Consider the following 21,635-nt stretch of genomic DNA (forward strand, 5'->3'; position numbering starts at 1 on the left):
CGTGGGAACTCTTACTTGCGCAGGCCGAGCTTGGCGATCAGCGCGGTGTAGCGGTCGGCGTCCTTGTCCTTCAGGTAGGACAGCAGGCGCTTGCGCTGGTTGACCATCTTCAGCAGGCCGCGGCGGCCATGGTGGTCCTTCAGGTGCTGCTTGAAGTGCGGCGTGAGCTCGTTGATGCGCGCGGTAAGCAGCGCGACCTGCACTTCGGGGCTGCCGGTATCGGAAGCGCCACGGGCGTGGACCTTGACGATGTCGGCGGTGGCGGTGGTGGTCAGGGGCATGTCGATTTCCTGTGTGGTGGCCGTGCTGGCTGGAAACCGCCCCAGGGGCGTGCCAGGCCGGCTCGCCACCGAGAGAGGTTTCCGTGGGTCTACTTGCGAACGCCAGTGAAACCGACCGGCGCCGTGCGCTTCCCGGCCGTGAGCCGGAAAGCCGTCGATTATGGCACGAGGGCTGCCTGAAGACGCGCCAGTCCGTCGTCCAGCCGGTCCGGGTCGCGAGAGGCGAAGCACCAGCGCAGCCAGCCTTCGCCTTCCGGTCCGAAGGCGGCGCCGGGGGCCAGGCCCAGGCCGTGGGCGGTCACCAGGTGCCGTGCCAGGGCCAGCGAATCGCCGGCCAGCGGGTGGCCTTCGGCGCGGAAGAAGGCGTACAGCCCGCCCGGTGCCGCGGCCACCCGCACGCCCGGCAGCACCTGCAGGCCGCCGACGAGCCGGTCGCGGCACAGCCGCAGGTGGGCCACGACGCGGGGCACCAGCGTGTGGGCCATCGCCAGCGCCGCCAGGCCGCCGCGCTGCACGAACACCGGCGCGCAAGAACTGTTGAACTCCAGCAGCCGCCCCATGGCCGGCATCGCCGCCTCGGGCAGCACCAGCCAGCCCAGGCGCCAGCCCGTCATCAGGAAGCTCTTGCTGAAACTGTGCACCACCACCACGCGGTCGTCGGGCCCGGCCAGGTCGAGGAAGCTCGGCGCGGCGCCACCGGCCGGCACGTCGAAGACCAGCCGCTCGTAGACCTCGTCGGCCACGATCCAGGTGCCGGTGCGCCGGCAGTGCTCGATCATCGCCTGCTGCTCGGCCGCACCGAGCGTCCACCCGGTCGGGTTGTTGGGCGCGTTCACCAGCAGCACGCGCGTGGCCGGCGTCACGCGCGCCAGCAGCGCGGGCAGGTCCAGCCGCCAGGCACCCTGGTCGTCGGGCGCCAGCGCCACGCGGGTGACCCGGGCACCCAGGATCGCCGGCTGCGCGGTGAGGTTGGGCCACACGGGCACCACGGCCACGACTTCGTCACCCGCGCCCAGCAGCATCTGCATGGCCAGCATCAGCGCGTTCACACCGGCCGAGGTGACGGCGATGCGCGAGGCCGCCACCGGCCGGTGCAACGCCGTGGCGTAGGCGGCGATGGCCTCGCGAAGCTCGGGCAGCCCGAGGTTGTGCGAGTAGAAGGTCTCGCCCCGCGCCAGCGACTCGGCCGCCGCTGCGCGGATGGGCTCGGGCGTGACCTCGTCGCTCTCGCCGAACCAGAAAGGCAGCACGTCGGTCCGGCCCAGGCCGGCGTTGGCCACCTCACGGATCAGGCTGGCGGGCAGTTGCTCGATGGCAGCGCGGATCATGCGGGCTCGTTTCTTGAGGGCCGTCAGCTTGTCAGTCGGGCCGCGGCATGCGGCAGGCGTTCGGCTGCGCCACGGCCTCGGCCTCGAAGCGGCGCAAGGTCCGCAAAGCCGAAGTCCGAGCCCTCGACCTCGAACGGCACGCCGGGCGAGCCAGCCCGCTCCATCACGCTGACCACCAGCGGCTGCTGCAGTTGGTGATCGGCGGCGCGCATGCGCCGGGTGCCAGGCGCGGTGAGGCACAGGCGCTGCACGCGGCGGTCGGCCAGCAGCGTCTCGACCCGCGCGGCCAGCCGCAGGTCGGCGGTGGCGTCGAAGCGGAAGTGCCAGAAGCTGCAGCGCTCGTCGGTGAGCGCCGGGTCCACGGCCGAGTGGTTCAGTAACGGCACGCGCCGCTGGAGGCTGCGCTCGTTGTGCTTGTCGATGGCATCCGACAGCACCGCGGCGGGGGCCGAGCTGTTGCCCTGCAGCACGACGCCGGCACCGTCGTCGAGCGCGGCGCGCAGTGCCAAAGGCAGCAGGGCCGCCCCGGCGAACAGGCTGCGTCGGGTTTGATGCACGTCAGAACGGAAGGTCTTGAAAACGCGGCGGCCGGCAGTCACCTGCGGGCCATGGATGCCGTGACCCGTGCCTGCAGGCCGGCCCGGCGATGTGTCTGCCACGCCATTCTAGGAGGCCCCATGTTCATCGTTCCCAGCTCCCGCGACACCCGTCACCTCTCCCGGCTCTTCGACGACGCCTTCGACCGCTTTTTCGGGCAGGTCGCCATGCCTGCGCCCGAGGGCATGGCCTCGCGCAGTCCCGCGCTCGACGTCGCCGAGAGCGACCGCGGCTACACCGTGAAGCTCGAAATGCCCGGCGTTGCCCGCGAAGACGTCAAGGTCTCGATCGACGGCCGCCAGGTCACTGTCCAGGCGCAGAACCCGCAACAGGAGGCGCGCAAGGACGGCGAGCGCGTGGTTTATCGCGAGCGCTCGGTGCCGAGTTACGCGCGCACCTTTGCGCTGCCGGTGGAGATCGACCAGGCCGAGGCCGGTGCAAAACTCGAGCACGGCGTGCTGACGCTGTACTGCCCCAAGCGCGGCGCGCGCCATGGGGCGGAGATCACGGTGTCGTGATCGACAGTTCGGCCAGCGGCCAGCGCGGCCGCACGTCGAAGGCGCCGTCGGTCTGCAGCAGGGCCAGGCCGTGCTGCAGCCGCAGCGCCGCGGCCAGCGCGATCATCGCGCCGTTGTCGGTGCACAAGGCCAGCGGCGGGTAGTGCACGGCGGCCCCGCGGCGCGCCACCGCGGTGTCGAGCCGCTGGCGCAGGCGGCGGTTGGCGCCCACGCCACCAGCCACCACCAGCGTGGTGGCGCCGGTGGTCTCGAGCGCGCGCAGCGACTTGGCCACCAACACGTCGACGATGGCCTCCTGGGTGGCCGCGGCCAGGTCCGCGAGGGCCTGGCCGCCGGGCTCGGCACCGAGCTTGCGGTGCTGCGTGAGCACGGCGGTCTTGAGGCCGGCGAAGGAGAAGTCCAGGTCGCCGCTGTGCAGCAAGGGACGCGGCAGCTTGAACGCGGCTGCGTCGCCCTGTTCGGCCAGCCGTGCCAGCGCCGGCCCGCCCGGGTAGCCCAGGCCCAGGAGCTTGGCGCTCTTGTCGAAGGCCTCGCCGGCGGCGTCGTCGATGGTCTCGCCCAGCAGCCCGTAGCGGCCCACGCCGGCCACGTGCATCAGCTGCGTGTGCCCGCCCGACACCAGCAGCGCCACGAACGGGAAGGCCGGTGCCGGCGAGGCCAGGAACGGCGACAGCAGGTGCCCCTCGAGGTGGTGCACGCCCAGCGCCGGCCGGCCCAGCGCCGTGGCCAGCGCCACCGCCACGCCCGCGCCCACCAGCAGCGCCCCGGCCAGGCCAGGGCCGCGGGTGTAGGCCACGAGGCCGATGTCAGAGCGCGCGGCGCCCGCATCGGCCAGCACGCGCTCCAGCAGCGGCAGCACGCGGCGGATGTGGTCGCGCGAGGCCAGCTCGGGCACGACGCCGCCATAGTCGGCGTGCATGGCCGCCTGCGTGTGCAGCGCCTCGGCCAGCAGGCGCGGCGGCTGGCCCGGCCCGGCCGGGGTCTCGACCAGCGCCACGCCGGTCTCGTCGCACGACGACTCGATGCCGAGCACCTTCATCGCCGGTTCGAGCCGCGCAGGGCCGGCGCGCGGCTTGCCAAGATCTGCCCGTGCACCGCCACGCTGCGCTCAGTGCTTCTCGCGGGCGTGGTTGATCGTGTACCTGGGGATCTCGATCGTCACGTCGCGTTGGGACAGGATCGCCTGGCAGCTCAGTCGCGAGGTCGGCGTCAGTCCCCAGGCGCGGTCGAGCAGGTCCTCCTCCGACTCGTCCATCTCGCCCAGCGAGTCGAAGCCCTCCTTCACGATGACGTGGCAGGTGGTGCAGGCGCAGCTCATCTCGCAGGCGTGCTCGATCTCGACGCCATGCTCCAGCATGGCCTCGCACAGCGAGGTGCCGGCGGGAGCCTCGATGGTGGTGCCCTGGGGCGCCAGCTCGGGGTGGGGAAGGATGCGGATGACGGGCATGGGGGCCTTCGGTCGGGGCCTTCAGATCTGGTCGAGCGAGCGGCCGGCCAGCGCGCGCCGGATGCCCTCGTTCATGCGTGCGGCGGCGAAGCCCTCGGTGCCCTCGGCCAGGGCCTCGACGGCGGCGTCGATGGCGTCGGCATCGGCGCCGCGCGCCTGCGCCTGGGCGGCCTGCAGCAGCGACTCGATGGCCTGGCGCTCGGCGGCGTCGAGCAGCGCAGCGTCGGCGACCAGCGCCGCGCGCGTGGCCAGCACCATGCGCTCCGCCTCCACCCGCGCCTCGCGCAGCTTGCGCGCCGCCATGTCGTCCTCGGCATGCGAGAAGCCGTCGCGCAGCATCTGCGCGATCTGCTCGTCGGCCAGGCCGTAGCTGGGCTTGACGGCCACCGAGGCCTCGACGCCCGAGCCCAGTTCGCGCGCCGACACGCTCAGCAGCCCGTCGGCGTCGACCTGGAAGGTGACGCGGATGCGCGCCGCGCCGGCGGCCATCGGCGGGATGCCGCGCAGCTCGAAGCGCGCCAGGCTGCGGCAGTCGGCCACCAGTTCACGCTCGCCCTGCACGACGTGGATGGCCATCGCCGTCAGGCCGTCCTTGAACGTGGTGAAGTCCTGCGCCTTGGCCACGGGGATGGTGCTGTTGCGCTCGATCACGCGCTCGACCAGCCCGCCCATGGTCTCCAGGCCCAGGCTGAGCGCGATCACGTCCAGCAGCAGCAGCTCGCCATCCCGGGCGTTGCCGGCCAGCGCATTGGCCTGGATCGCGGCGCCGAGGGCCACGACCTCGTCGGGGTTCACGTCGGTCAGCACCGGGCGGCCGAACTGCGCGCTCACGCGCTCGCGCACCAGCGGCATGCGCGTGCTGCCGCCCACCATGACCACGCCCTGCACCTCGTCGGCCGCCACGCGGGCATCGCGCAGCACCTTGCGCACGGCAGTCAGCGTGCGCTCCACGAGCGGCGCGGCGACGGCGTCGAGCTGCGCGCGGGACACGGCCACGCGGGCGTCGCGGCCGGCCACCCGGGCCTGCCACTCGGCGCACGCGGCCGTGCTCAGCGCCTCCTTGGTGGCGCGCGCGGCGATCAGCGCGTTGCGGCGGTCCTGCGCGCCCAGCGTCGCGGCGTCGACGTCGGCCTGGGTCAGCGCCCAGTCGGCCAGTGTGTGGTCGATGTCGTCGCCGCCCAGGGCCGCATCGCCGCCGGTGGCCACAACCTCGAACACGCCGCGCGTCAGGCGCAGCAGGCTGATGTCGAAGGTGCCGCCGCCCAGGTCGTAGACGGCATACAGGCCCTCGCTGCCGTGGTCCAGGCCGTAGGCCACGGCAGCCGCCGTGGGCTCGCTGATCAGGCGCAGCACGTTCAAGCCGGCCAGCTCCGCCGCGTCCTTCGTGGCCTGACGCTGCGCGTCGTCGAAATAGGCGGGCACGGTGATGACGGCGCCGTGCAGTTCACTGTCGAAGCTGTCTTCGGCGCGCTGGCGGAGCGTGGCGAGGATCTCGGCCGACAGCTCCACCGGCGTCTTCGAGCCCGCGCGCGTGGCCACGGCCACCATGCCGGGCTGGTCGACCAGCGCGTAGGGCAGGCGGTCAGGAGTGGTCACGTCGGCCAGACGGCGGCCCATCAGGCGCTTGAAGGACGCGACGGCGTTGGCGGCGTCGCTGGCCTGCGCCGCCAGCGCCTCGTGGCCGATGCGGCGGCCGCCACCCTCGGGGTAGTGCACCGCGCTGGGCAGCAGCAGCCGGCCCAGCTCGTCGGGCAGGCACTCGGGCACGCCGTGGCGCACGGCGGCCACCAGCGAGTTCGTGGTGCCCAGGTCGATGCCCACGGCGATGCGGCGCTGGTGCGGGTCCGGCGCCTGGCCGGGTTCGGAGATCTGCAGGAGGGCCATCGCGGGGCGGGGATCAGGCGGCGGCGAGCCGCTCAAGGCGCTGTGCCAGCGCCTCACGGAAACGGGTCACGAACATGAGCGCGCGCACCTGCGCGGCGGCGGCGGCCGTGTCTCCCTGCTCGTCGAGCAGCACCACCAGGCGCTGGTGCATCGCGCGCTCCTGCGCGGCCACGGCGTCGTCCAGCGCCTGTACCGCCGCTGCGTCGACCGTGTCGTCGAGCGCTTCGCGCCAGCCCATCTGCTGCTGCAGGAACTCGCGCGGCATGGCCGTGTTGCTCTCGGCCGCGATGGGCGCGCCGCGCTGCTCGCACAGGTAGGCGGCGCGGCTGAGCGGGTCCTTCAGGCGCTGCCAGGCCTCGTTCACGCGCACCGACCACTGCATGGCCACGCGCTGCGCCGCCGCGCCGTCGGCGGCAAAGCGGTCGGGGTGCGTGGCAGCCTGCAGATCGCGGCGGCGCGCGTCGAGCGCGGCGCGGTCGAGCAGCTGCCGCGGCGGCAGCCCGAAAAGGCTGAAGTCGTCGTCGGTGAGCTTCATCGCTCGGCCCCGGCTACAGCGCCTTGGCCATGAACAGCGACAGCCCATTGTCCGGGTAGCCGCCGAAAGGGCCGCGCAGCGCATAGCCGGCGCGCTCGTAGCGCTTGACGGCCTCGGTCTGGTCGCGGCCGGTCTCCAGCAGCGCCAGGCGATAGCCGTCGCGGCGCAGCTTGTCTTCCATGGCATCGAGCAGCCGCGCGCCCAGCCGGCGGCCGCGGCGCGATGGATCGACGTACATGCGCTTGACCTCGCCGTAGGCGTGGCCGCCGGTGGCGGGCTCGCCGGCCCTGCGGCGGCAGGCGGCGGTGCCGACAGCCTCCCCCTGCTCGCGCGCGACGAAGAAGCTGATGTCGGGCGCCAGCAATTCGTCGACCGAGAGGATGTGGTTGGCCTCGGGCGCGTACAGGCTGCCCAGGTAGCGGTCGAGCGCAGCGAGCAGCGCCACGACCTCGGGCTGGTCGGGGCGCTCCTCGGTGATCGTGAACGCGGGCTCCATCAGTCCATCAGACCCGGAAAGATTCGCCGCAGCCGCAGCGGTCCTTCTCGCGTGGGTTGTGGAACTTGAAGCCTTCGTTGAGCCCCTCGCGCACGAAGTCGAGCTCGGTGCCGTCGATGTAGGGCAGGCTCTTGGGGTCGATCAGCACCTTGACGCCGTGGTCCTCGAAGACGATGTCGTTCGGGGCCACCTCGTCGGCGTACTCCAGTTTGTAGGCCAGGCCCGAGCAGCCGGTGGTCTTGACGCCCAGGCGCACGCCGACACCCTTGCCCCGGCGGCCGAGGTAACGGGTGACATGCCGCGCCGCGGCCTCGGTGAGCGTGACGGCCATGGCGGGCTCAGTCCGCGGCAGCGGCAGTGGCGGCGGCGCCGTGCTTGTGCTTGTAGTCCTCGACCGCGGCCTTGATGGCGTCCTCGGCCAGGATGGAGCAGTGGATCTTCACCGGCGGCAGCGCCAGTTCCTCGGCGATCTGCGTGTTCTTGATCGTCAGCGCCTCGTCCAGGCTTCTGCCCTTGACCCACTCGGTGACGAGCGAGCTGCTGGCGATGGCCGAGCCGCAGCCGTAGGTCTTGAAGCGCGCGTCCTCGATCAGCCCGGTGGCGGGGTTGACCTTGATCTGCAGCTTCATCACGTCGCCGCAGGCCGGCGCTCCGACCATGCCGGTGCCGACGTCGGCATCGCCCTTGTCGAAGCTGCCGACGTTGCGCGGGTTCTCGTAGTGCTCGACGACCTTGTCGCTGTAAGCCATGTTCCGGTACTCCTGGTGACGTCGCGGCCGCGTGCGCTCAGTGCGCGGCCCATTGGATCGTGTTGAGGTCGATGCCGTCCTTGTGCATCTCCCACAGCGGCGAGAGCTCGCGCAGCCGGGCCACGCGGTCTTGCAGCAGCGCCACGGCGGTGTCGATGTCGTGCTCGGTGGTGAAGCGGCCGATGGTCATGCGCAGGCTGCTGTGCGCCAGCTCGTCGCTGCGGCCCAAAGCACGCAGCACGTAGCTGGGCTCCAGGCTGGCGCTGGTGCAGGCTGATCCAGAGCTGACGGCGATGCCCTTCACGCCCATGATCAGGCTCTCACCCTCGACGAAGTTGAAGCTCGCGTTCAGGTTGTGCGGCACGCGCTTCTCAAGGTGGCCGTTGATGAACACCTGCTCGATGCCCTGGATGCCGTCGAGCAGCCGCTTCTGCAGCATGCGCACGCGCTCGAGCTCGGTGCCCATCTCCTGGCGCGCGATCTCGAAGGCCAGCCCCATGCCCACGCACTGGTGCGTGGGCAGCGTGCCGCTGCGCATGCCGCGCTCGTGGCCACCGCCGTGCATCTGCGCCTCCAGGCGCACGCGCGGCTTGCGCCGCACGTACAGGGCACCGATGCCCTTGGGGCCATAGGTCTTGTGCGAGGCCAGGCTCATCAGGTCGACCGGCAGCGTCGCCATGTCGATGGCCACCTTGCCCGTGGCCTGCGCGGCGTCGACATGCAGGATGATCCCGCGCTCGCGGCACATCGCGCCGATGGCAGGGATGTCCTGGATCACGCCGATCTCGTTGTTCACGATCATGACGCTGGCCAAGATGGTGTCGGGCCGAAGTGCGTCATTGAAGCGGTCAAGGTCGAGCAGGCCGTCTTCCTGCACATCAAGGTAAGTCACCTCGAAGCCCTGGCGCTCGAGCTCGCGCGTCGTGTCGAGCACCGCCTTGTGCTCGGTCTTGACGGTGACGATGTGCCTGCCGCGGCTGGCGTAGAAGTGCGCCGCGCCCTTGATGGCGAGGTTGTTGCTCTCGGTGGCGCCGCTGGTCCAGACGATCTCGCGCGGGTCGGCGTTCAGCAGGGCGGCCACCTGGACTCGCGCCTTCTCGACGGCCTCCTCGGCCTCCCACCCCCAGGCGTGACTGCGGCTGGCCGGGTTGCCGAAGTGCTCGCGCAGCCAGGGGATCATTGCGTCGACGACGCGCGGGTCGCACGGCGTCGTGGCGCCGTAGTCCAGGTAGATGGGCAGGTGCGGGGTCATGTCTCGGAGGCGTGGTTTACTTGGTGAGCGAGGAGCCGAGCGCGAACACCGAGTTCGGCGCCGTCACCTTGATCGGCTTGACGACGGGCACCGACGAGATCGCGCGCTTGACCGGCGCCTCGTCGATGGAAACACCCTTGGCCAGCTGCTCGTCGACCAGCTTCTTGAGAGAGACGGAGTCCAGAAACTCGATCATGCGCTGGTTCAGGCCGGCCCAGAGGTCGTGCGTCATGCACTTGCCGCTGTCCTCGCCCATGCAGTTCTCGCTGCCAGCGCAGCCGGTGGCGTCGATGGGTTCGTCGACGGCGACGATGATGTCGGCCACGGTGATCTCGGTCGCCGGCCGCCCGAGCGAGTAGCCACCGCCGGGGCCGCGGGTGCTCTCCACCAGCTCGTGGCGGCGCAGCTTGCCGAAGAGCTGTTCGAGGTAGGACAGCGAGATCTGCTGCCGCTGGCTGATCGCTGCCAGGGCGACGGGGCCGTTGCTGGAGCGCAGGGCCAGGTCAATCATGGCGGTAACGGCAAAACGACCCTTGGTGGTCAGTCGCATGGCGGGGCTCCTGGGCGCAGGGAGGCGCCGGCCGGGGGAAGGCTCGTTCCCGAGCGAATCACTCAACTATACCGGAAGTCGAGTGAATCAGTCCGGCATTGAAGGGCTCGCCGCCATTCCGTCCATGACAAAGCCGCTTCAGCGGCTGGATTCAGCTGTGTCCAGCAGCGGCTGCTGCAGCGCGAGGCGCTCCAGGATGCCGTCGCAGTTGGCTTCCACGAGGTCCGGCACGTGCTCGAAGCCGGCCGGGCTGCCGTAGCGGGGTCGGGCACCTCGGCCTCATGGGCCCGGCGCAGGGCCAGCGCCATCAGCATACCCGCCTGCGCCGGCCCGGCGGGCGGCCTGCGCTCACGCAGCCCGGAGCGTGGGCGTCAGACATCCGGCTCCGCGTTGGGCCGATTTCGGGGCCCAGGCCAGGCGTCGCGCGCAGCGAGGGCTGTACGCCCGGGTCAGCGAGGCAGCGCCGCATGGGCCCCGAAATCGGCCCAAGCCGAAGGGACGGGGCCGGGGCTGGATTTCTGCCGCCCACGCTCCCAGCGGGCGGGCGCGCAGGCGAGAGAGATCGTAGCCACGAGCCGCGACTGGGCGGCCGCGGCCGGCAGATCGCCGGCCAGCCACTGCCTCAGGCGCTCGATCACCGCGCGCCCCCGGCCTGGCCACCGACGAAGGGCACGAGGTCGCCGGCACCGCCGGCCCCGAAGGCCTGCTCGCGCAGCAGCGCCAATTGGTCGCGCACGCGGGCGGCCTTCTCGAACTCCAGGTTGCGGGCGTGGTCGAGCATCTGCTTCTCGAGCAGCTTGATGCGCTTGCCAAGGTCCTTCTCGCTCATCGCCTCCACTTCGGCCGATGCCTTGGCAGCAGCCAGGTCGTCCTTGGCGGCCTTGTCGGAGACGACGCCGTCGATGAGGTCGCGCACGCGCTTGTTCAGCGCCTTGGGCACGATGCCGTGGGCCGCGTTGTGGGCGATCTGCCTGGCACGCCGGCGCTCTGTTTCGTCGATGGCCGCGCGCATGCTGTCGGTGATGCGCTCGGCGTACAGGATGGCGCGGCCGTTGAGGTTGCGCGCCGCGCGGCCGATGGTCTGGATGAGCGAGCGCTCGGCCCGCAGGAAGCCTTCCTTGTCGGCGTCGAGGATGGCCACCAGGCTCACCTCGGGCAGGTCCAGACCCTCACGCAGCAGGTTGATGCCGACCAGCACGTCGAAGGTGCCCAGGCGCAGGTCGCGCAGGATCTCCACGCGCTCCACTGTGTCGACATCGCTGTGCAGGTAGCGCACCTTGACGCCGTTGTCAGACAGGTACTCCGTCAACTGCTCGGCCATGCGCTTGGTGAGCGTGGTGATGAGCACGCGCTCGTTCACCTTCACCCGCTCGCGGATTTCCTGCAGCACGTCGTCCACCTGGGTGGAAGCCGGGCGCACCTCCACCTCGGGGTCGACCAGCCCGGTGGGCCGCACGAGCTGCTCAACCACCTGCCCGGCGTGCTCCTTCTCATAGGCCGCCGGGGTGGCGCTCACGAACACGGCCTGCTGCATCTTGGCCTCGTACTCCTCGAACTTCAGCGGCCGGTTGTCCAGCGCGCTCGGCAACCGGAAGCCGTACTCCACCAGCGTGGTCTTGCGCGCGCGGTCGCCGTTGAACATGCCGCCGAACTGGCCGATCAGCACGTGGCTCTCGTCAAGGAACATGATGGTGTCGGCCGGCAGGTAGTCGACCAGCGTCGGCGGCGGCTCGCCGGGACGCGCGCCGCTGAGGTGCCGCGTGTAGTTCTCGATACCCTTGCAGTGGCCCACCTCCTGAAGCATCTCGAGGTCGAAGCGCGTGCGCTGCTCCAGCCGTTGCGCCTCCACCAGCTTGCCGTTCTTCACGAAGAAGTCCAGCCTCTCGCGCAGCTCCTCCTTGATGGTGGCGATGGCGTCGACCACGCGCTCGCGGGGCGTCACGTAGTGGCTGCTCGGGTACACCGTGAAGCGCGGGATCTTCTGGCGCACACGGCCGGTGAGAGGGTCCAGCAGAGACAGGGCTTCGACCTCGTCGTCAAACAACTCGATGCGCAGCGCAAGCTCCGAGTGCTCGGCCGGAAAGATGTCGATGGTGTCGCCGCGCACGCGGAACGAGCCGCGGCCGAAGTCGATCTCGTTGCGCTTGTATTGCATGCGGATCAGCTGGGCGATGACATCGCGCTGGCCGGCCTTGTCGCCCACCCGCAACGTCATGATCATCTTGTGATAGTCGCTCGGGTTTCCGATGCCATAGATGGCACTGACAGAGGCCACGATGACCACGTCGCGCCGCTCCAGGAGGCTCTTGGTGGCACTGAGGCGCATCTGCTCGATGTGCTCATTGATCGCACTGTCCTTCTCGATGAACAGGTCGCGCTGCGGCACGTAGGCCTCGGGCTGGTAGTAGTCGTAGTAGCTCACGAAGTACTCCACCGCGTTGCGCGGGAAGAACTCGCGGAACTCGCTGTAGAGCTGCGCAGCCAGCGTCTTGTTGGGCGCGAACACGATCGCCGGCCGGCCTGTGCGGGCGATGACGTTGGCCATCGTGAAGGTCTTGCCCGAGCCAGTCACACCCAGGAGCGTCTGGAAGGTCAGGCCGTCTTCGATCCCCTCCACCAGCTTGCCGATCGCCTCGGGCTGGTCGCCGGCCGGCGGGTAGGGCTGGAACAGCTGGTAGGGCGAGCCCGGAAAGCTGACGAAGTCCCCCTGCGACGGGGCTTCGGGGGCCGCTTCGGCGAGGGCAGGCGTGGCGACGGTCATGCGGGGTTTCCCTGGGCCTTGCACCTAGAATCCTGGGGGTCACCCACCGCATCGGGTGGGGGCAACCGGCAAGGGTAACCCACCCTCCCCATCCCCCAGATCCCCGACTCCACATGCCTGCAGCTCCCGCTCTCTTCGCGGCCGTCGAGATGGCGCCCCGCGACCCCATCCTGGGCCTCAACGAACAGTTCAACGCCGATGCACGGCCGGGCAAGGTGAATCTGGGTGTCGGCGTCTACTTCGACGACCAGGGCAACTTGCCCGTGCTGAAGTGCGTGGCCGCTGCCGAGCGGCAGCTGCTTGAAGCGCCCAAGGCCAAGGGCTACCTCCCGATCGATGGCATCGCCGCATACGACAAGGCCGTGCAGGGCCTCGTGTTCGGCGCCGACAGCGCCGTGCTGGCCGAGGGCCGCGTGGCTACCGTGCAGGCCATCGGCGGCACCGGCGGCCTGAAGGTGGGCGCCGACCTGCTCTACCGCGTGAACCCTGAGGCCAAGGTGCTGATCTCCGACCCCAGCTGGGAGAACCACGGCGCCCTCTTCACCAACGCGGGCTTCGCGGTGGAGATCTATCCCTACTACGACACCGCCACGCGCGGCGTGCGCATCGCCGAGTTGCTGTCCACGCTGGACGCCGCCGCGCCGGGCACCATCGTCGTGCTGCATGCCTGCTGCCACAACCCTACGGGCTGCGATCTCACGCCGGCGCAGTGGCAGCAGGTGGCCGCCGCCTGCCAGGCGCGCGCGCTCGTGCCCTTCCTCGACATGGCCTACCAAGGCTTCGGACTCGGCATCGCCGAAGACGGCGCGGCGGTGCAGGTCTTCCTGGCCACCGGCCTGCCGTTCTTCGTGAGCACCTCGTTCAGCAAGAGCTTCTCACTCTACGGCGAGCGCGTGGGCGCGCTCAGTGTGGTCTGCGCCGGCAGGGACGAGGCGGCACGTGTGCTGAGCCAGCTGAAGATCGTGATCCGCACCAACTACAGCAACCCACCCACCTTCGGCGCCACGGTGGTGGCCACGGTGCTGAACACGCATGCGCTGCGCACGATGTGGGAAAACGAGCTCGCCGGTATGCGCCAGCGCATCGCCGCCACGCGTCGACAGCTGGTGGAGCGGCTGGCCGCCGCCGGTGTGGCAGGCAACCTGTCCTACATCACCCAGCAGATGGGCATGTTCAGCTACTCGGGCCTGAGCAAGGCACAGATGCAGCGTCTGCGCGACGAGTTCGGCGTGTATGGCCTGGACTCCGGCCGCATTTGCGTGGCCGCTGTCAACAGCCGCAACATCGAGGCCGTCGTGGCCGCGCTGACCGCCGTGATGAAGGGCTGAAGCCGGCCGTTCATCGGCGGATCTGGCGCGTGCCCAGGCGCCAAGATGGCGCGCCAGTGTCTGCCTGACGCAGTTGCTGCACCGCAGCATGAGACGGGTTACATTCGGTCGCGCAGGCCCAGCCGGGCCCGCGCCCAGCGTCGCAAGAGCGACAGCAAGGACAGCACCATGCTCTACCACCTGTACGAAACCCAGCGCGCGCTGATGGCACCGTTTTCGGAGTTCGCCAGCGCCACGGCCAAGCTGTACAACCACCCGCTGTCTCCCTATGCGCACACGCCCTGGGCGCAGCGTGTCTCTGCCGGCTTCGACCTGCTGCACCGTCTGGCCAAGGAGTACGAAAAGCCTGTCTTCGACATCACGGCCGCTGCCGTGGGTGGTTCCAATGTGGCGGTGCAGGAGCAGGTGGCACTGACCAAACCGTTCTGCCGGCTGCTGCGCTTCAAGCGCTTCTCGGACGACCCGGCCACGCTGGCGCTGATGAAGACGCAGCCCACCGTGCTGGTGGTGGCGCCGTTGTCGGGCCACCACAGCACCCTGCTGCGCGACACCGTCAAGAGCCTGCTGCAGGACCACAAGGTCTACATCACCGACTGGACCGACGCGCGCATGGTCCCGGCCGAGGCGGGTCCGTTCCATCTCGACGACTACGTGGCCTACGTGGAGGCGTTCATCCGTCACGTCGGTGGTGGCGACGCGCACGTCATCAGCGTCTGCCAGCCCACGGTGCCGGTGTTGGCCGCCGTCTCGCTGATGGCCAGCCGCGGTGAACCCACGCCGCTCACGATGACGATGATGGGCGGCCCCATCGACGCGCGGAAAAGCCCCACCGCCGTCAACAACCTGGCGATGAACAAGAGCCACAGCTGGTTCGAGAACAACGTCATCTTTCGCGTGCCGCAGAACTTCCCGGGCGCAGGCCGCCGCGTCTACCCCGGCTTCCTGCAGCACACGGGGTTCGTGGCGATGAACCCGGACCGTCACTTGAGCAGCCACTACGACTACTTCCTCGACCTGATCCGCGGTGACGATGACAACGCCGAGGCCCACCGCCAGTTCTACGACGAGTACAACGCCGTGCTCGACATGCCGGCCGAGTACTACCTGGACACCATCAAGACCGTGTTCCAGGATTTCGCGCTCGTCAACGGCACCTGGGCCGTCGCCGGCCAGGCGGTGAGGCCGCAGGACATCACGCGCACGGCGCTGCTCACGGTGGAAGGCGAACTCGACGACATCTCCGGCGCCGGCCAGACCGAGGCCGCGCACGGGCTGTGCATCGGCATCCCGAGGGCCCGCTCAGTGCACTACACGGCCGAGGGTGCGGGCCACTACGGCATCTTCTCAGGCCGGCGCTGGCGCGAGAAGGTGTACCCGGCGGTGCGCGATTTCATCAAGCGGTTCAATACCCCGCTCGACGCCGCACCGGTTGGCAAGGCGCCGCGCCGTGCGGCTGCGACAGCACCCGCAGTGCCCGAGCGCAAGTCCCGCGCCCGCAAGACCGCGGCTTAAAGCAGCCAAGGTGCGTTCGGCGCCGCGATAATCCGGCGTCGTGACCAACACTTCGTCCGCCTGCCTGGCCGACCGTATCGACGCAGCACTGCCGCAGACGCAATGCACGCGCTGTGGCGAGCCCGACTGCCGCCGCTACGCCGAGGCCATCGCCGAGGGCCGGGCGCCCATCAACCGCTGCCCGCCCGGCGGCGCCGAGGGCATCGTGCGGCTTGCCTCGATCAGCGGCCAGCCGGTGCAGCCGCTCGACCCGGCCCACGGCACCGAAGGCCCACGCGCCGTCGCCTTTGTCGACGAGGCCTGGTGCATTGGTTGCACGCTGTGCATCAAGGCCTGCCCTGTGGACTGCATCGTCGGCGCGCCCAAGCGCATGCACACCGTGATCGAGTCGCTGTGCACCGGCTGCGCGCTGTGCGTGCCGGCCTGCCCGGTGGACTGCATCGCGCTGGAGCCCGCCACGTCCGGCGCCAGCGGCTGGGCCGCCTGGAGCCCGGCGCGGGCCGATGAGGCGCGCGCGCGCCACCGCCTGCGCGGCCAGCGGCTGGCACAGGAGCGGCGCGACAACGACGAGCGCCTGGCCGCGAGGGCCGCACACAAGCTGGCCGACATCGCCGCCGCCAGCCGCCACACCGACCCCGCCGTGCTCGACGCCAAGCGCCCCATCGTCGAGGCCGCGCTGGCCCGCAGACGCGCTCGGCTGGCCTCGCCGACGCCGCCGCCCGCCGACGATGAAGCCTGAGGACATCGGCCCCTTCTTCGCCAGGCTCGCCGCGGCCAACCCGGAGCCGCGCACCGAGCTCGAATTCTCCAGCGTCTTTGAGCTGCTGGCCGCGGTGCTGCTGTCGGCCCAGGCCACCGACGTGGGTGTCAACAAGGCGACGAAGCGGCTGTTCGTTCTGGCGCCCAACCCACAACGCATGTTGGCGCTGGGCGAAGCACGCGTGACCGAGCTCGTGCGCACCATCGGCCTGTGCCGGACCAAGGCGAAGAATCTGCTCGCCACCTGCCGCATCCTTGTGGAAAGGCACGGCGGCAAAGTGCCGAGCGACCACGCCGCGCTCGTGGCGCTGCCCGGAGTGGGTCGCAAGACGGCCAACGTGGTGCTGAACGTGGCTTTCGGAGAGCCGACGATGGCGGTGGACACGCACGTGTTCCGCGTGAGCAACCGCACCGGGCTGGCGCGTGGCAAGACAGTCCAGCAGGTCGAGCAGCAGCTGCTCCAGCGCGTCCCGTTGCGCTGGGGCGAGCATGCCCACCACTGGCTCATCCTGCACGGCCGCTATGTGTGCACTGCGCGCGCTCCGCGCTGCGCAGCCTGCGGGGTGCGCGAGTGGTGCGATGAAGGCCGGCGCGCCCGCACGGTCGGCCGCCACAAGGCGGGCTGACGGCGCGACCACGAAATCGCGTCCCTACAATGTCTGCGAGGGGGATGCCGATGGCCCATACGTTCGATGAGCTCGCGGAACGGATCGACCGCTTGGTGCTGCGACACCAGGAGTTGCAGCGTGCCAATGCGCTGATCGGGGAACAACTGGCCGCGGTCGCGGCCGAGCGCGACAGCCTCCGTTCTCGGCTGGCCGCCGCACGCGGCCGCATCGACGGCCTTCTGGCCCGATTGCCAGCAGAGCCGGGCCCGATCCCGGCCGAACGAGATTCCGGCACATGAAGCAGATGGAGGTGACCATCCTCGGACAGGTGTACGTCCTGGCCTGCCCCGAAGGCGGCGAGGCGTTGCTCGCCAAGGCCGTGGCGGCCGTCGACCGCGAGATGGTCAACATCCGCGACGCCGGCAAAGTGCGCGCACGCGAGCGCATCGCCGTGCTGGCGGCGCTCAACCTCGCCTACCAGTCTGCCGAACAGAGCCCCGTACGCGCCGCCGAGCCTACAGCCGAGGTTGCCACCACAGGCGTCCTGCCCCAGGCGCAGCTGGACCTGCTGGTCGAACGACTGGACCAAGCCCTCGGCGCCGATGGGCAGTTGTTGTGACTATCGGCAGCACAGGACCTTGACCTCTGCCTAGAATGAATGCGTCCGTCGTGATCTCGTGGGCTCTATATTTCCTTGAACCGATGCTCATTGAGCCAGGGCTTGGAACATTGCCGGGCTGGTGTGATCGTCTCGCGTCAGATGAACCCGAAGCCAGGCTGACCTCGCCCACCTGAACTTCCCTGAGGGTTCAGGAATGCGGCTCACGGTTCACGACGGACACCCTTGCTGCCCACGCTCCCAGCCCCTACTTCGGCCCGAAGTCCACCCGCGAGGCACCGCGTTGGCTCAAGGTGGATGTGACGCTGGTGCGCAAGACGCGCCTGCTGTCGCTGGCCGACATGCGCCGGGCGCCCGAGTTGTCGACCCTGCATGTGCTGCGTCGGGGCAACCGGCTGTCGATCACGCCGGTGACGGCTGCGGAGTGGGCGGCGGTGCTCGGGCGGCTGGGCTGAGAGTGCCAGGCGCGCAGAGCGGCTGCGTCCCCTGGCTTCGGTCTTGCACGATCTGAATGCCCAGGTGCCCACTTCACGCCTATAATCGATGGCTTTGCCGTGACGGACCGCTGCTGGATGGCGACCGATTTCGGACTTTTCCCTGCAAACCCCGGGCCTTCGCGAAAGCAGCCCCAACCCGCAATGACCACGATCCGCGTCAAAGAGAACGAACCTTTCGATGTCGCCCTGCGCCGCTTCAAGCGCACCATCGAGAAGATCGGCCTGCTGACCGAGCTGCGCGCCCGCGAGTTCTACGAAAAGCCCACTTCCGAACGCAAGCGCAAGAAGGCGGCGGCGGTGAAGCGCCACTTCAAGCGCGTGCGCAGCATGCAGCTGCCCAAGAAGCTCTACTGACCGGAACGACGGCATCCCCCACATCGGGGACGCCTCGACGGTCGCCAAGGCAAGCCCGCGCGGATCCCCGTGGCGGGCTTTTGTCGTTGTTGATACCCCAGGCCGAGTGCCGAGAGACCCGCCGCCATGAGCACGCTGAAGGACCGCATCCAGGATGACATGAAGGCGGCCATGCGCGCCAAGGACAGCGAGCGCCTGTCCACCATCCGCATGCTGTTGGCCGCGATGAAGCAGCGCGAGGTCGACGAACGCATCGTGCTCGACGATGCCGCGGTCGTGGCCATCGTCGACAAGCTCATCAAGCAGCGCCGCGACAGCATTGCGGCTTTCCAGCAGGCCGGCCGCGACGACCTGGTGGCCAAGGAATCGGCCGAGGTGCCGGTGCTGCAGGCCTATCTGCCTGCGCGGCTCTCGGGCGACGAAGTGGCGACGGCGGTGGCGGCCATCGTGGCCGAACTCGGCGCCGCAGGCCCTGGCGACATGGGCAAGGTGATGGCCGCCGCCAAGGCCCGTCTGGCTGCCACGGCCGAGATGGCGCAGGTGTCTGCCGCGGTGAAGGCCGCGCTTGCACGATGAGTGCCGCGCCCGTTCTGCAGGCCGCGAACCTGCGTGCCGTGGCCCCTGACGTGTGTGTGGCCGGCCAGCTGACGCCCGCGGCGATGGCGGAAGCGGCTTCTGCGGGATTCCGCAGCATCGTCAACAACCGCCCGGACCACGAGCATGGCCCCGGACAGCCGACCAGTGCGGAGATCGAGGCCGCCGCTCACGCCGCCGGCCTGGTTTACCGCCACCTGCCCGTGGACGGCGGCTGGCAATCGGCCGAGGAAATCGCCGCCTTCGCCCAACTGCTGGCCGAACTGCCTCGACCGCTGCTGGCGTTCTGCCGCTCGGGCGCGCGATCGACGCGGCTGTTCGTTGCCTTGGGGGTACGCTGAGCCGTTCAGCGGGTTTTCAGGGCCTGTGCGCATCAGGCCCGATTCCTAGAATCGCGGCTCGGGCGCAAGCCGTTCGGCGGGCTGCCGACGGCTGAACACACGGAGACCCACGCATGGGCGGTTTGCTGAAGATCTCGGGGCTGATCGATGCATTCAATGAATGGATCGGCAAGCTCATCATGTGGCTGGTGCTGGCGGCGGTGCTCATCAGTGCCGGCAACGCCATCATCCGAAAGGCCTTCGACATGAGTTCGAACGCCTTTCTTGAGATCCAGTGGTACCTGTTCGCCGGGGTGTTCATGCTCGGCGCGGGCTACGTGTTCTTGCGCAACGCCCACGTGCGCATCGACTTCATCTCGAGCAAGCTGTCCAAGCGCACCAACGCGATCATCGACATCCTGGGCATCGTGTTCTTCACGATCCCGCTGTCGATCATCCTGATGGTCTTGTCATGGCCGTTGTTCCAGCAGGCCTACGCCTCGGGCGAGATGAGCGCCAACGCCGGCGGCCTGATCCGCTGGCCGGTGCTGCTGCTGATCCCGGTGGGCTTCGCCATCCTGGCGCTGCAGTCGATGTCCGAGCTCGTCAAGCGCATCGCATTCCTCACCGGCCACCGCAGCGAGCCGTTCACCGAGGTGTCCGGCAAGTCCGAAGAAGAGAAGCTGGCCGAGGAGCTGGCGCGGCAGGCCGCAGCCAAGGTCCAGGGAGCGCGCTGACATGGCTCAGTTCATTGCCCAGAACTTCGTCCCGCTGATGTTCGCGGGCCTGCTGTTCTTCCTGCTCACCGGCATCCCGGTGGCCTTTGGCCTGGCCGCAACCGGCCTGATGTTCGGCTACATCGGCATCGAGGTGGGCCTGTTCGGCGCGAACATGTTCCAGGCGCTGCCGCTGCGCGTGTTCGGCATCATGCAGAACGACACGCTGCTGGCGATCCCCTTCTTCACCTTCATGGGGATCATCCTCGAGCGCTCGGGCATGGCCGAGGATCTCCTTGAGACAGTCGGCCAGGTGTTCGGGCCCGTGCGCGGCGGCCTGGCCATCGCCGTCATCCTGGTGGGCGCGCTGTTGGCCGCCACCACCGGCGTCGTGGCCGCGGCGGTGATTTCGATGGGCCTGATTTCGCTGCCCATCATGCTGCGCTACGGCTACAACCGCACCATCGCCACCGGCACCATCACGGCCTCGGGCACGCTGGCGCAGGCGATCCCGCCGTCTCTGGTGCTGATCGTGCTGGCCGACCAGCTCGGCCGCTCCGTCGGCGACATGTATGCCGGCGCCCTGGTACCGGGCCTGCTGCTGGTGGGGCTTTACCTCGCCTTCGTGGCCGCGGTGGCCATCGTGCGGCCCAAGTGGGTGCCGGCGCTGCCGCTGGAGGCGCGCATCTACCGTGAAAGCAGCGGGGCCAGCGGTCACCGCTCCTTGCTGGTTCTGTTCGCGATCTGTGGCGCAGCGGGTTGGCTCTGGGCCCAGTACCACGAGGCCATCATCAACCCGATGGTCGGCCGCGACCGGCCGGCGCCGGGCGACGAAGTCTTCATCATGTCGATGACGGTGGCGTCTTTCCTGGCTCTGGGCCTGGCGCTGCTGGACAAACTGGCACGACTGGGCATGCTGTCACGCTTGGCGCAACAGGTCACCTTCGTGCTGATCCCGCCGCTGGTGCTGATCTTCCTCGTGCTGGGCACCATCTTCCTGGGTGTGGCCACGCCCACCGAGGGCGGCGCGATGGGCGCGGTGGGTGCGCTGATCATGGCGTTCGCGCGCAAGCGGCTGGACTTCAAGCTGATGCGCCAGGCGCTGGACAGCACCGCCAAGCTGGCCACCTTCGTGCTGTTCATCCTGATCGGCTCGACGGTGTTCAGCTTCACCTTCAACGCCGCCGACGGTCACATCTGGGTGGAGCACCTCTTCGAGGACCTGCCCGGTGGCGCGATGGGCTTCCTCATCGTCGTCAACGTGCTGGTGTTCATCCTCGGCATGTTCATCGACTTCTTCGAGATCGCGTTCATCGTGATCCCGATGCTGGCGCCGGTGGCCGCGAAGATCCTTCCCGAACTGCTGCCTGGCGCGCCGCTGGACGCCGTGATGGTGTGGTTCGGCGTCATCGTGGCGATGAACCTGCAGACCTCGTTCCTGACGCCGCCCTTCGGATTTGCACTGTTCTACCTGCGCAGCGTGGCGGCCAAGGTCGACTACAAAGACCGTGTCACCGGCGAGATGATCCCTGCCGTGCAGACCTCGCAGATCTACAAGGGCTCGATTGCCTTCATCATCCTTCAGCTCGTCATGGTGGTGGTGATCATCGCCTTCCCGTCGCTGGTGGCGGACAGCCTGGGCAAGGATGCGCAGAACATCGACGCCGATGCGGCGCTGGAGAAGCTGCAGAGCGGCCGCGACGCGCTGCAGCAGATGTCGCCCACCTCGACCGACCCCGTCAGTGCGGCCGGATCCGCGCCCGCCAACGACCCGATGCGCGATCTGCTCGACGCCGTCAAGCAAGACCAGCAGAAGAAGTAAGCTGCGACCCGCGGCCGGTAGGCGGCGGGCCGGAGTCTGCGGACGGAAAAAAGCCCCGCCATGGCGGTGCTCGATTCAGACCTGCGGCAGCCGCCGCAAGGTCGGCGG

General features: G+C 69.5%; 25 protein-coding genes, 1 other RNA gene and 1 pseudogene. 14 read left to right on the top strand and 13 right to left on the bottom strand.

The features are described 5' to 3' along the window. Positions 1-11: 11 nt before the first annotated feature. The 3 genes from rpsO to KA711_14225 all read right to left on the bottom strand — a co-directional run bounded on the left by rpsO (position 12) and on the right by KA711_14225 (position 2,166). A complete protein-coding gene (rpsO, locus tag KA711_14215; GenBank protein ID MCM0610124.1) occupies positions 12-281 on the bottom strand; it encodes a 30S ribosomal protein S15 in 270 nt (89 codons plus the stop codon). A gap of 158 nt (positions 282-439) precedes the next feature. After that, positions 440-1,606, bottom strand: coding sequence for a pyridoxal phosphate-dependent aminotransferase (locus tag KA711_14220; GenBank protein ID MCM0610125.1), 1,167 nt, complete (start codon positions 1,604-1,606; stop codon positions 440-442). A gap of 26 nt (positions 1,607-1,632) precedes the next feature. Continuing rightward, positions 1,633-2,166: a hypothetical protein gene (locus tag KA711_14225; GenBank protein ID MCM0610126.1), complete on the bottom strand. Its 534-nt coding sequence runs from the start codon at positions 2,164-2,166 to the stop codon at positions 1,633-1,635. Between the two features lie 120 nt (positions 2,167-2,286). On the opposite strand from KA711_14225, the gene KA711_14230 reads away from it, so the two are divergent. Beyond that, positions 2,287-2,724, top strand: coding sequence for an Hsp20/alpha crystallin family protein (locus KA711_14230; GenBank protein ID MCM0610127.1), 438 nt, complete (start codon positions 2,287-2,289; stop codon positions 2,722-2,724). Here the strand turns inward: KA711_14230 and tsaD are convergent. From tsaD to uvrB, 10 genes are all read right to left on the bottom strand, one after another. Then, positions 2,711-3,763 carry a tRNA (adenosine(37)-N6)-threonylcarbamoyltransferase complex transferase subunit TsaD gene (tsaD, locus tag KA711_14235; protein ID MCM0610128.1) on the bottom strand — a complete coding sequence of 351 codons (1,053 nt, stop codon included), beginning with the start codon at positions 3,761-3,763 and terminating at the stop codon, positions 2,711-2,713. The genes KA711_14230 and tsaD overlap by 14 nt on opposite strands. 69 nt (positions 3,764-3,832) lie before the next feature. Beyond that, complete coding sequence (gene fdx / locus KA711_14240; protein MCM0610129.1) at positions 3,833-4,171, bottom strand: ISC system 2Fe-2S type ferredoxin; 339 nt, start codon at positions 4,169-4,171, stop codon at positions 3,833-3,835. Positions 4,172-4,192: 21 nt separating this feature from the next. Then, positions 4,193-6,055 (bottom strand): Fe-S protein assembly chaperone HscA, encoded by a 1,863-nt coding sequence (hscA, locus tag KA711_14245; GenBank protein MCM0610130.1) that lies wholly within the window; start codon positions 6,053-6,055, stop codon positions 4,193-4,195. A 13-nt stretch (positions 6,056-6,068) separates the two neighbouring features. Further along, positions 6,069-6,590: a Fe-S protein assembly co-chaperone HscB gene (gene hscB / locus KA711_14250; protein ID MCM0610131.1), complete on the bottom strand. Its 522-nt coding sequence runs from the start codon at positions 6,588-6,590 to the stop codon at positions 6,069-6,071. Between the two features lie 13 nt (positions 6,591-6,603). Next, complete coding sequence (locus tag KA711_14255) at positions 6,604-7,086, bottom strand: GNAT family N-acetyltransferase (protein MCM0610132.1); 483 nt, start codon at positions 7,084-7,086, stop codon at positions 6,604-6,606. 7 nt (positions 7,087-7,093) lie between these two features. Further along, positions 7,094-7,417, bottom strand: coding sequence for an iron-sulfur cluster assembly protein IscA (iscA, locus tag KA711_14260; protein MCM0610133.1), 324 nt, complete (start codon positions 7,415-7,417; stop codon positions 7,094-7,096). 7 nt (positions 7,418-7,424) lie between these two features. After that, positions 7,425-7,835, bottom strand: coding sequence for a Fe-S cluster assembly scaffold IscU (gene iscU, locus KA711_14265; GenBank protein ID MCM0610134.1), 411 nt, complete (start codon positions 7,833-7,835; stop codon positions 7,425-7,427). Positions 7,836-7,872: 37 nt separating this feature from the next. After that, entirely contained in the window at positions 7,873-9,087 is a 1,215-nt protein-coding gene (locus KA711_14270; protein ID MCM0610135.1) for an IscS subfamily cysteine desulfurase, read from the bottom strand. 16 nt (positions 9,088-9,103) lie between these two features. After that, the gene (gene iscR, locus KA711_14275) at positions 9,104-9,637 is read right to left on the bottom strand and encodes a Fe-S cluster assembly transcriptional regulator IscR (protein ID MCM0610136.1); all 534 of its coding nucleotides are present in this window, start codon (positions 9,635-9,637) and stop codon (positions 9,104-9,106) included. A 634-nt stretch (positions 9,638-10,271) separates the two neighbouring features. Then, positions 10,272-12,398, bottom strand: coding sequence for an excinuclease ABC subunit UvrB (uvrB, locus tag KA711_14280; protein MCM0610137.1), 2,127 nt, complete (start codon positions 12,396-12,398; stop codon positions 10,272-10,274). 113 nt (positions 12,399-12,511) lie between these two features. On the opposite strand from uvrB, the gene KA711_14285 reads away from it, so the two are divergent. From KA711_14285 to KA711_14345, 13 genes and pseudogenes are all read left to right on the top strand, one after another. Next, positions 12,512-13,726, top strand: a complete 1,215-nt coding sequence (locus KA711_14285; GenBank protein ID MCM0610138.1) for an aspartate/tyrosine/aromatic aminotransferase — start codon at positions 12,512-12,514, stop codon at positions 13,724-13,726. Positions 13,727-13,894: 168 nt separating this feature from the next. Further along, a complete protein-coding gene (locus KA711_14290) occupies positions 13,895-15,238 on the top strand; it encodes a polyhydroxyalkanoate depolymerase (protein MCM0610139.1) in 1,344 nt (447 codons plus the stop codon). 40 nt (positions 15,239-15,278) lie between these two features. Continuing rightward, positions 15,279-15,977, top strand: coding sequence for an electron transport complex subunit RsxB (gene rsxB / locus KA711_14295; protein ID MCM0610140.1), 699 nt, complete (start codon positions 15,279-15,281; stop codon positions 15,975-15,977). Next, a complete protein-coding gene (nth, locus tag KA711_14300; GenBank protein ID MCM0610141.1) occupies positions 15,967-16,623 on the top strand; it encodes an endonuclease III in 657 nt (218 codons plus the stop codon). Before rsxB ends, nth begins: the two co-directional genes overlap by 11 nt. Positions 16,624-16,673: 50 nt before the next feature. Further along, on the top strand, positions 16,674-16,904 hold the full coding sequence (locus KA711_14305) for a DUF904 domain-containing protein (GenBank protein ID MCM0610142.1): 231 nt from the start codon (positions 16,674-16,676) through the stop codon (positions 16,902-16,904). Next, on the top strand, positions 16,901-17,224 hold the full coding sequence (locus KA711_14310; protein MCM0610143.1) for a cell division protein ZapA: 324 nt from the start codon (positions 16,901-16,903) through the stop codon (positions 17,222-17,224). Before KA711_14305 ends, KA711_14310 begins: the two co-directional genes overlap by 4 nt. A gap of 41 nt (positions 17,225-17,265) precedes the next feature. Further along, a non-coding RNA gene (gene ssrS / locus KA711_14315) (6S RNA) lies at positions 17,266-17,448 on the top strand. Positions 17,449-17,466: 18 nt separating this feature from the next. After that, a pseudogene (locus KA711_14320) lies at positions 17,467-17,679 on the top strand (EVE domain-containing protein). A gap of 183 nt (positions 17,680-17,862) precedes the next feature. Then, on the top strand, positions 17,863-18,075 hold the full coding sequence (gene rpsU / locus KA711_14325; GenBank protein MCM0610144.1) for a 30S ribosomal protein S21: 213 nt from the start codon (positions 17,863-17,865) through the stop codon (positions 18,073-18,075). A 126-nt stretch (positions 18,076-18,201) separates the two neighbouring features. Continuing rightward, on the top strand, positions 18,202-18,651 hold the full coding sequence (locus tag KA711_14330) for a GatB/YqeY domain-containing protein (GenBank protein MCM0610145.1): 450 nt from the start codon (positions 18,202-18,204) through the stop codon (positions 18,649-18,651). Next, positions 18,648-19,010, top strand: coding sequence for a TIGR01244 family phosphatase (locus tag KA711_14335; protein MCM0610146.1), 363 nt, complete (start codon positions 18,648-18,650; stop codon positions 19,008-19,010). The genes KA711_14330 and KA711_14335 overlap by 4 nt, the downstream gene beginning before the upstream one ends. A 113-nt stretch (positions 19,011-19,123) precedes the next feature. Further along, complete coding sequence (locus KA711_14340) at positions 19,124-19,726, top strand: TRAP transporter small permease subunit (GenBank protein MCM0610147.1); 603 nt, start codon at positions 19,124-19,126, stop codon at positions 19,724-19,726. A gap of 1 nt (position 19,727) precedes the next feature. Then, positions 19,728-21,527, top strand: a complete 1,800-nt coding sequence (locus tag KA711_14345) for a TRAP transporter large permease subunit (GenBank protein ID MCM0610148.1) — start codon at positions 19,728-19,730, stop codon at positions 21,525-21,527. Positions 21,528-21,635: the final 108 nt, after the last annotated feature.

The organism is Ideonella sp. WA131b (genome assembly GCA_023657425.1).
GTDB lineage: Bacteria > Pseudomonadota > Gammaproteobacteria > Burkholderiales > Burkholderiaceae_C > Rubrivivax.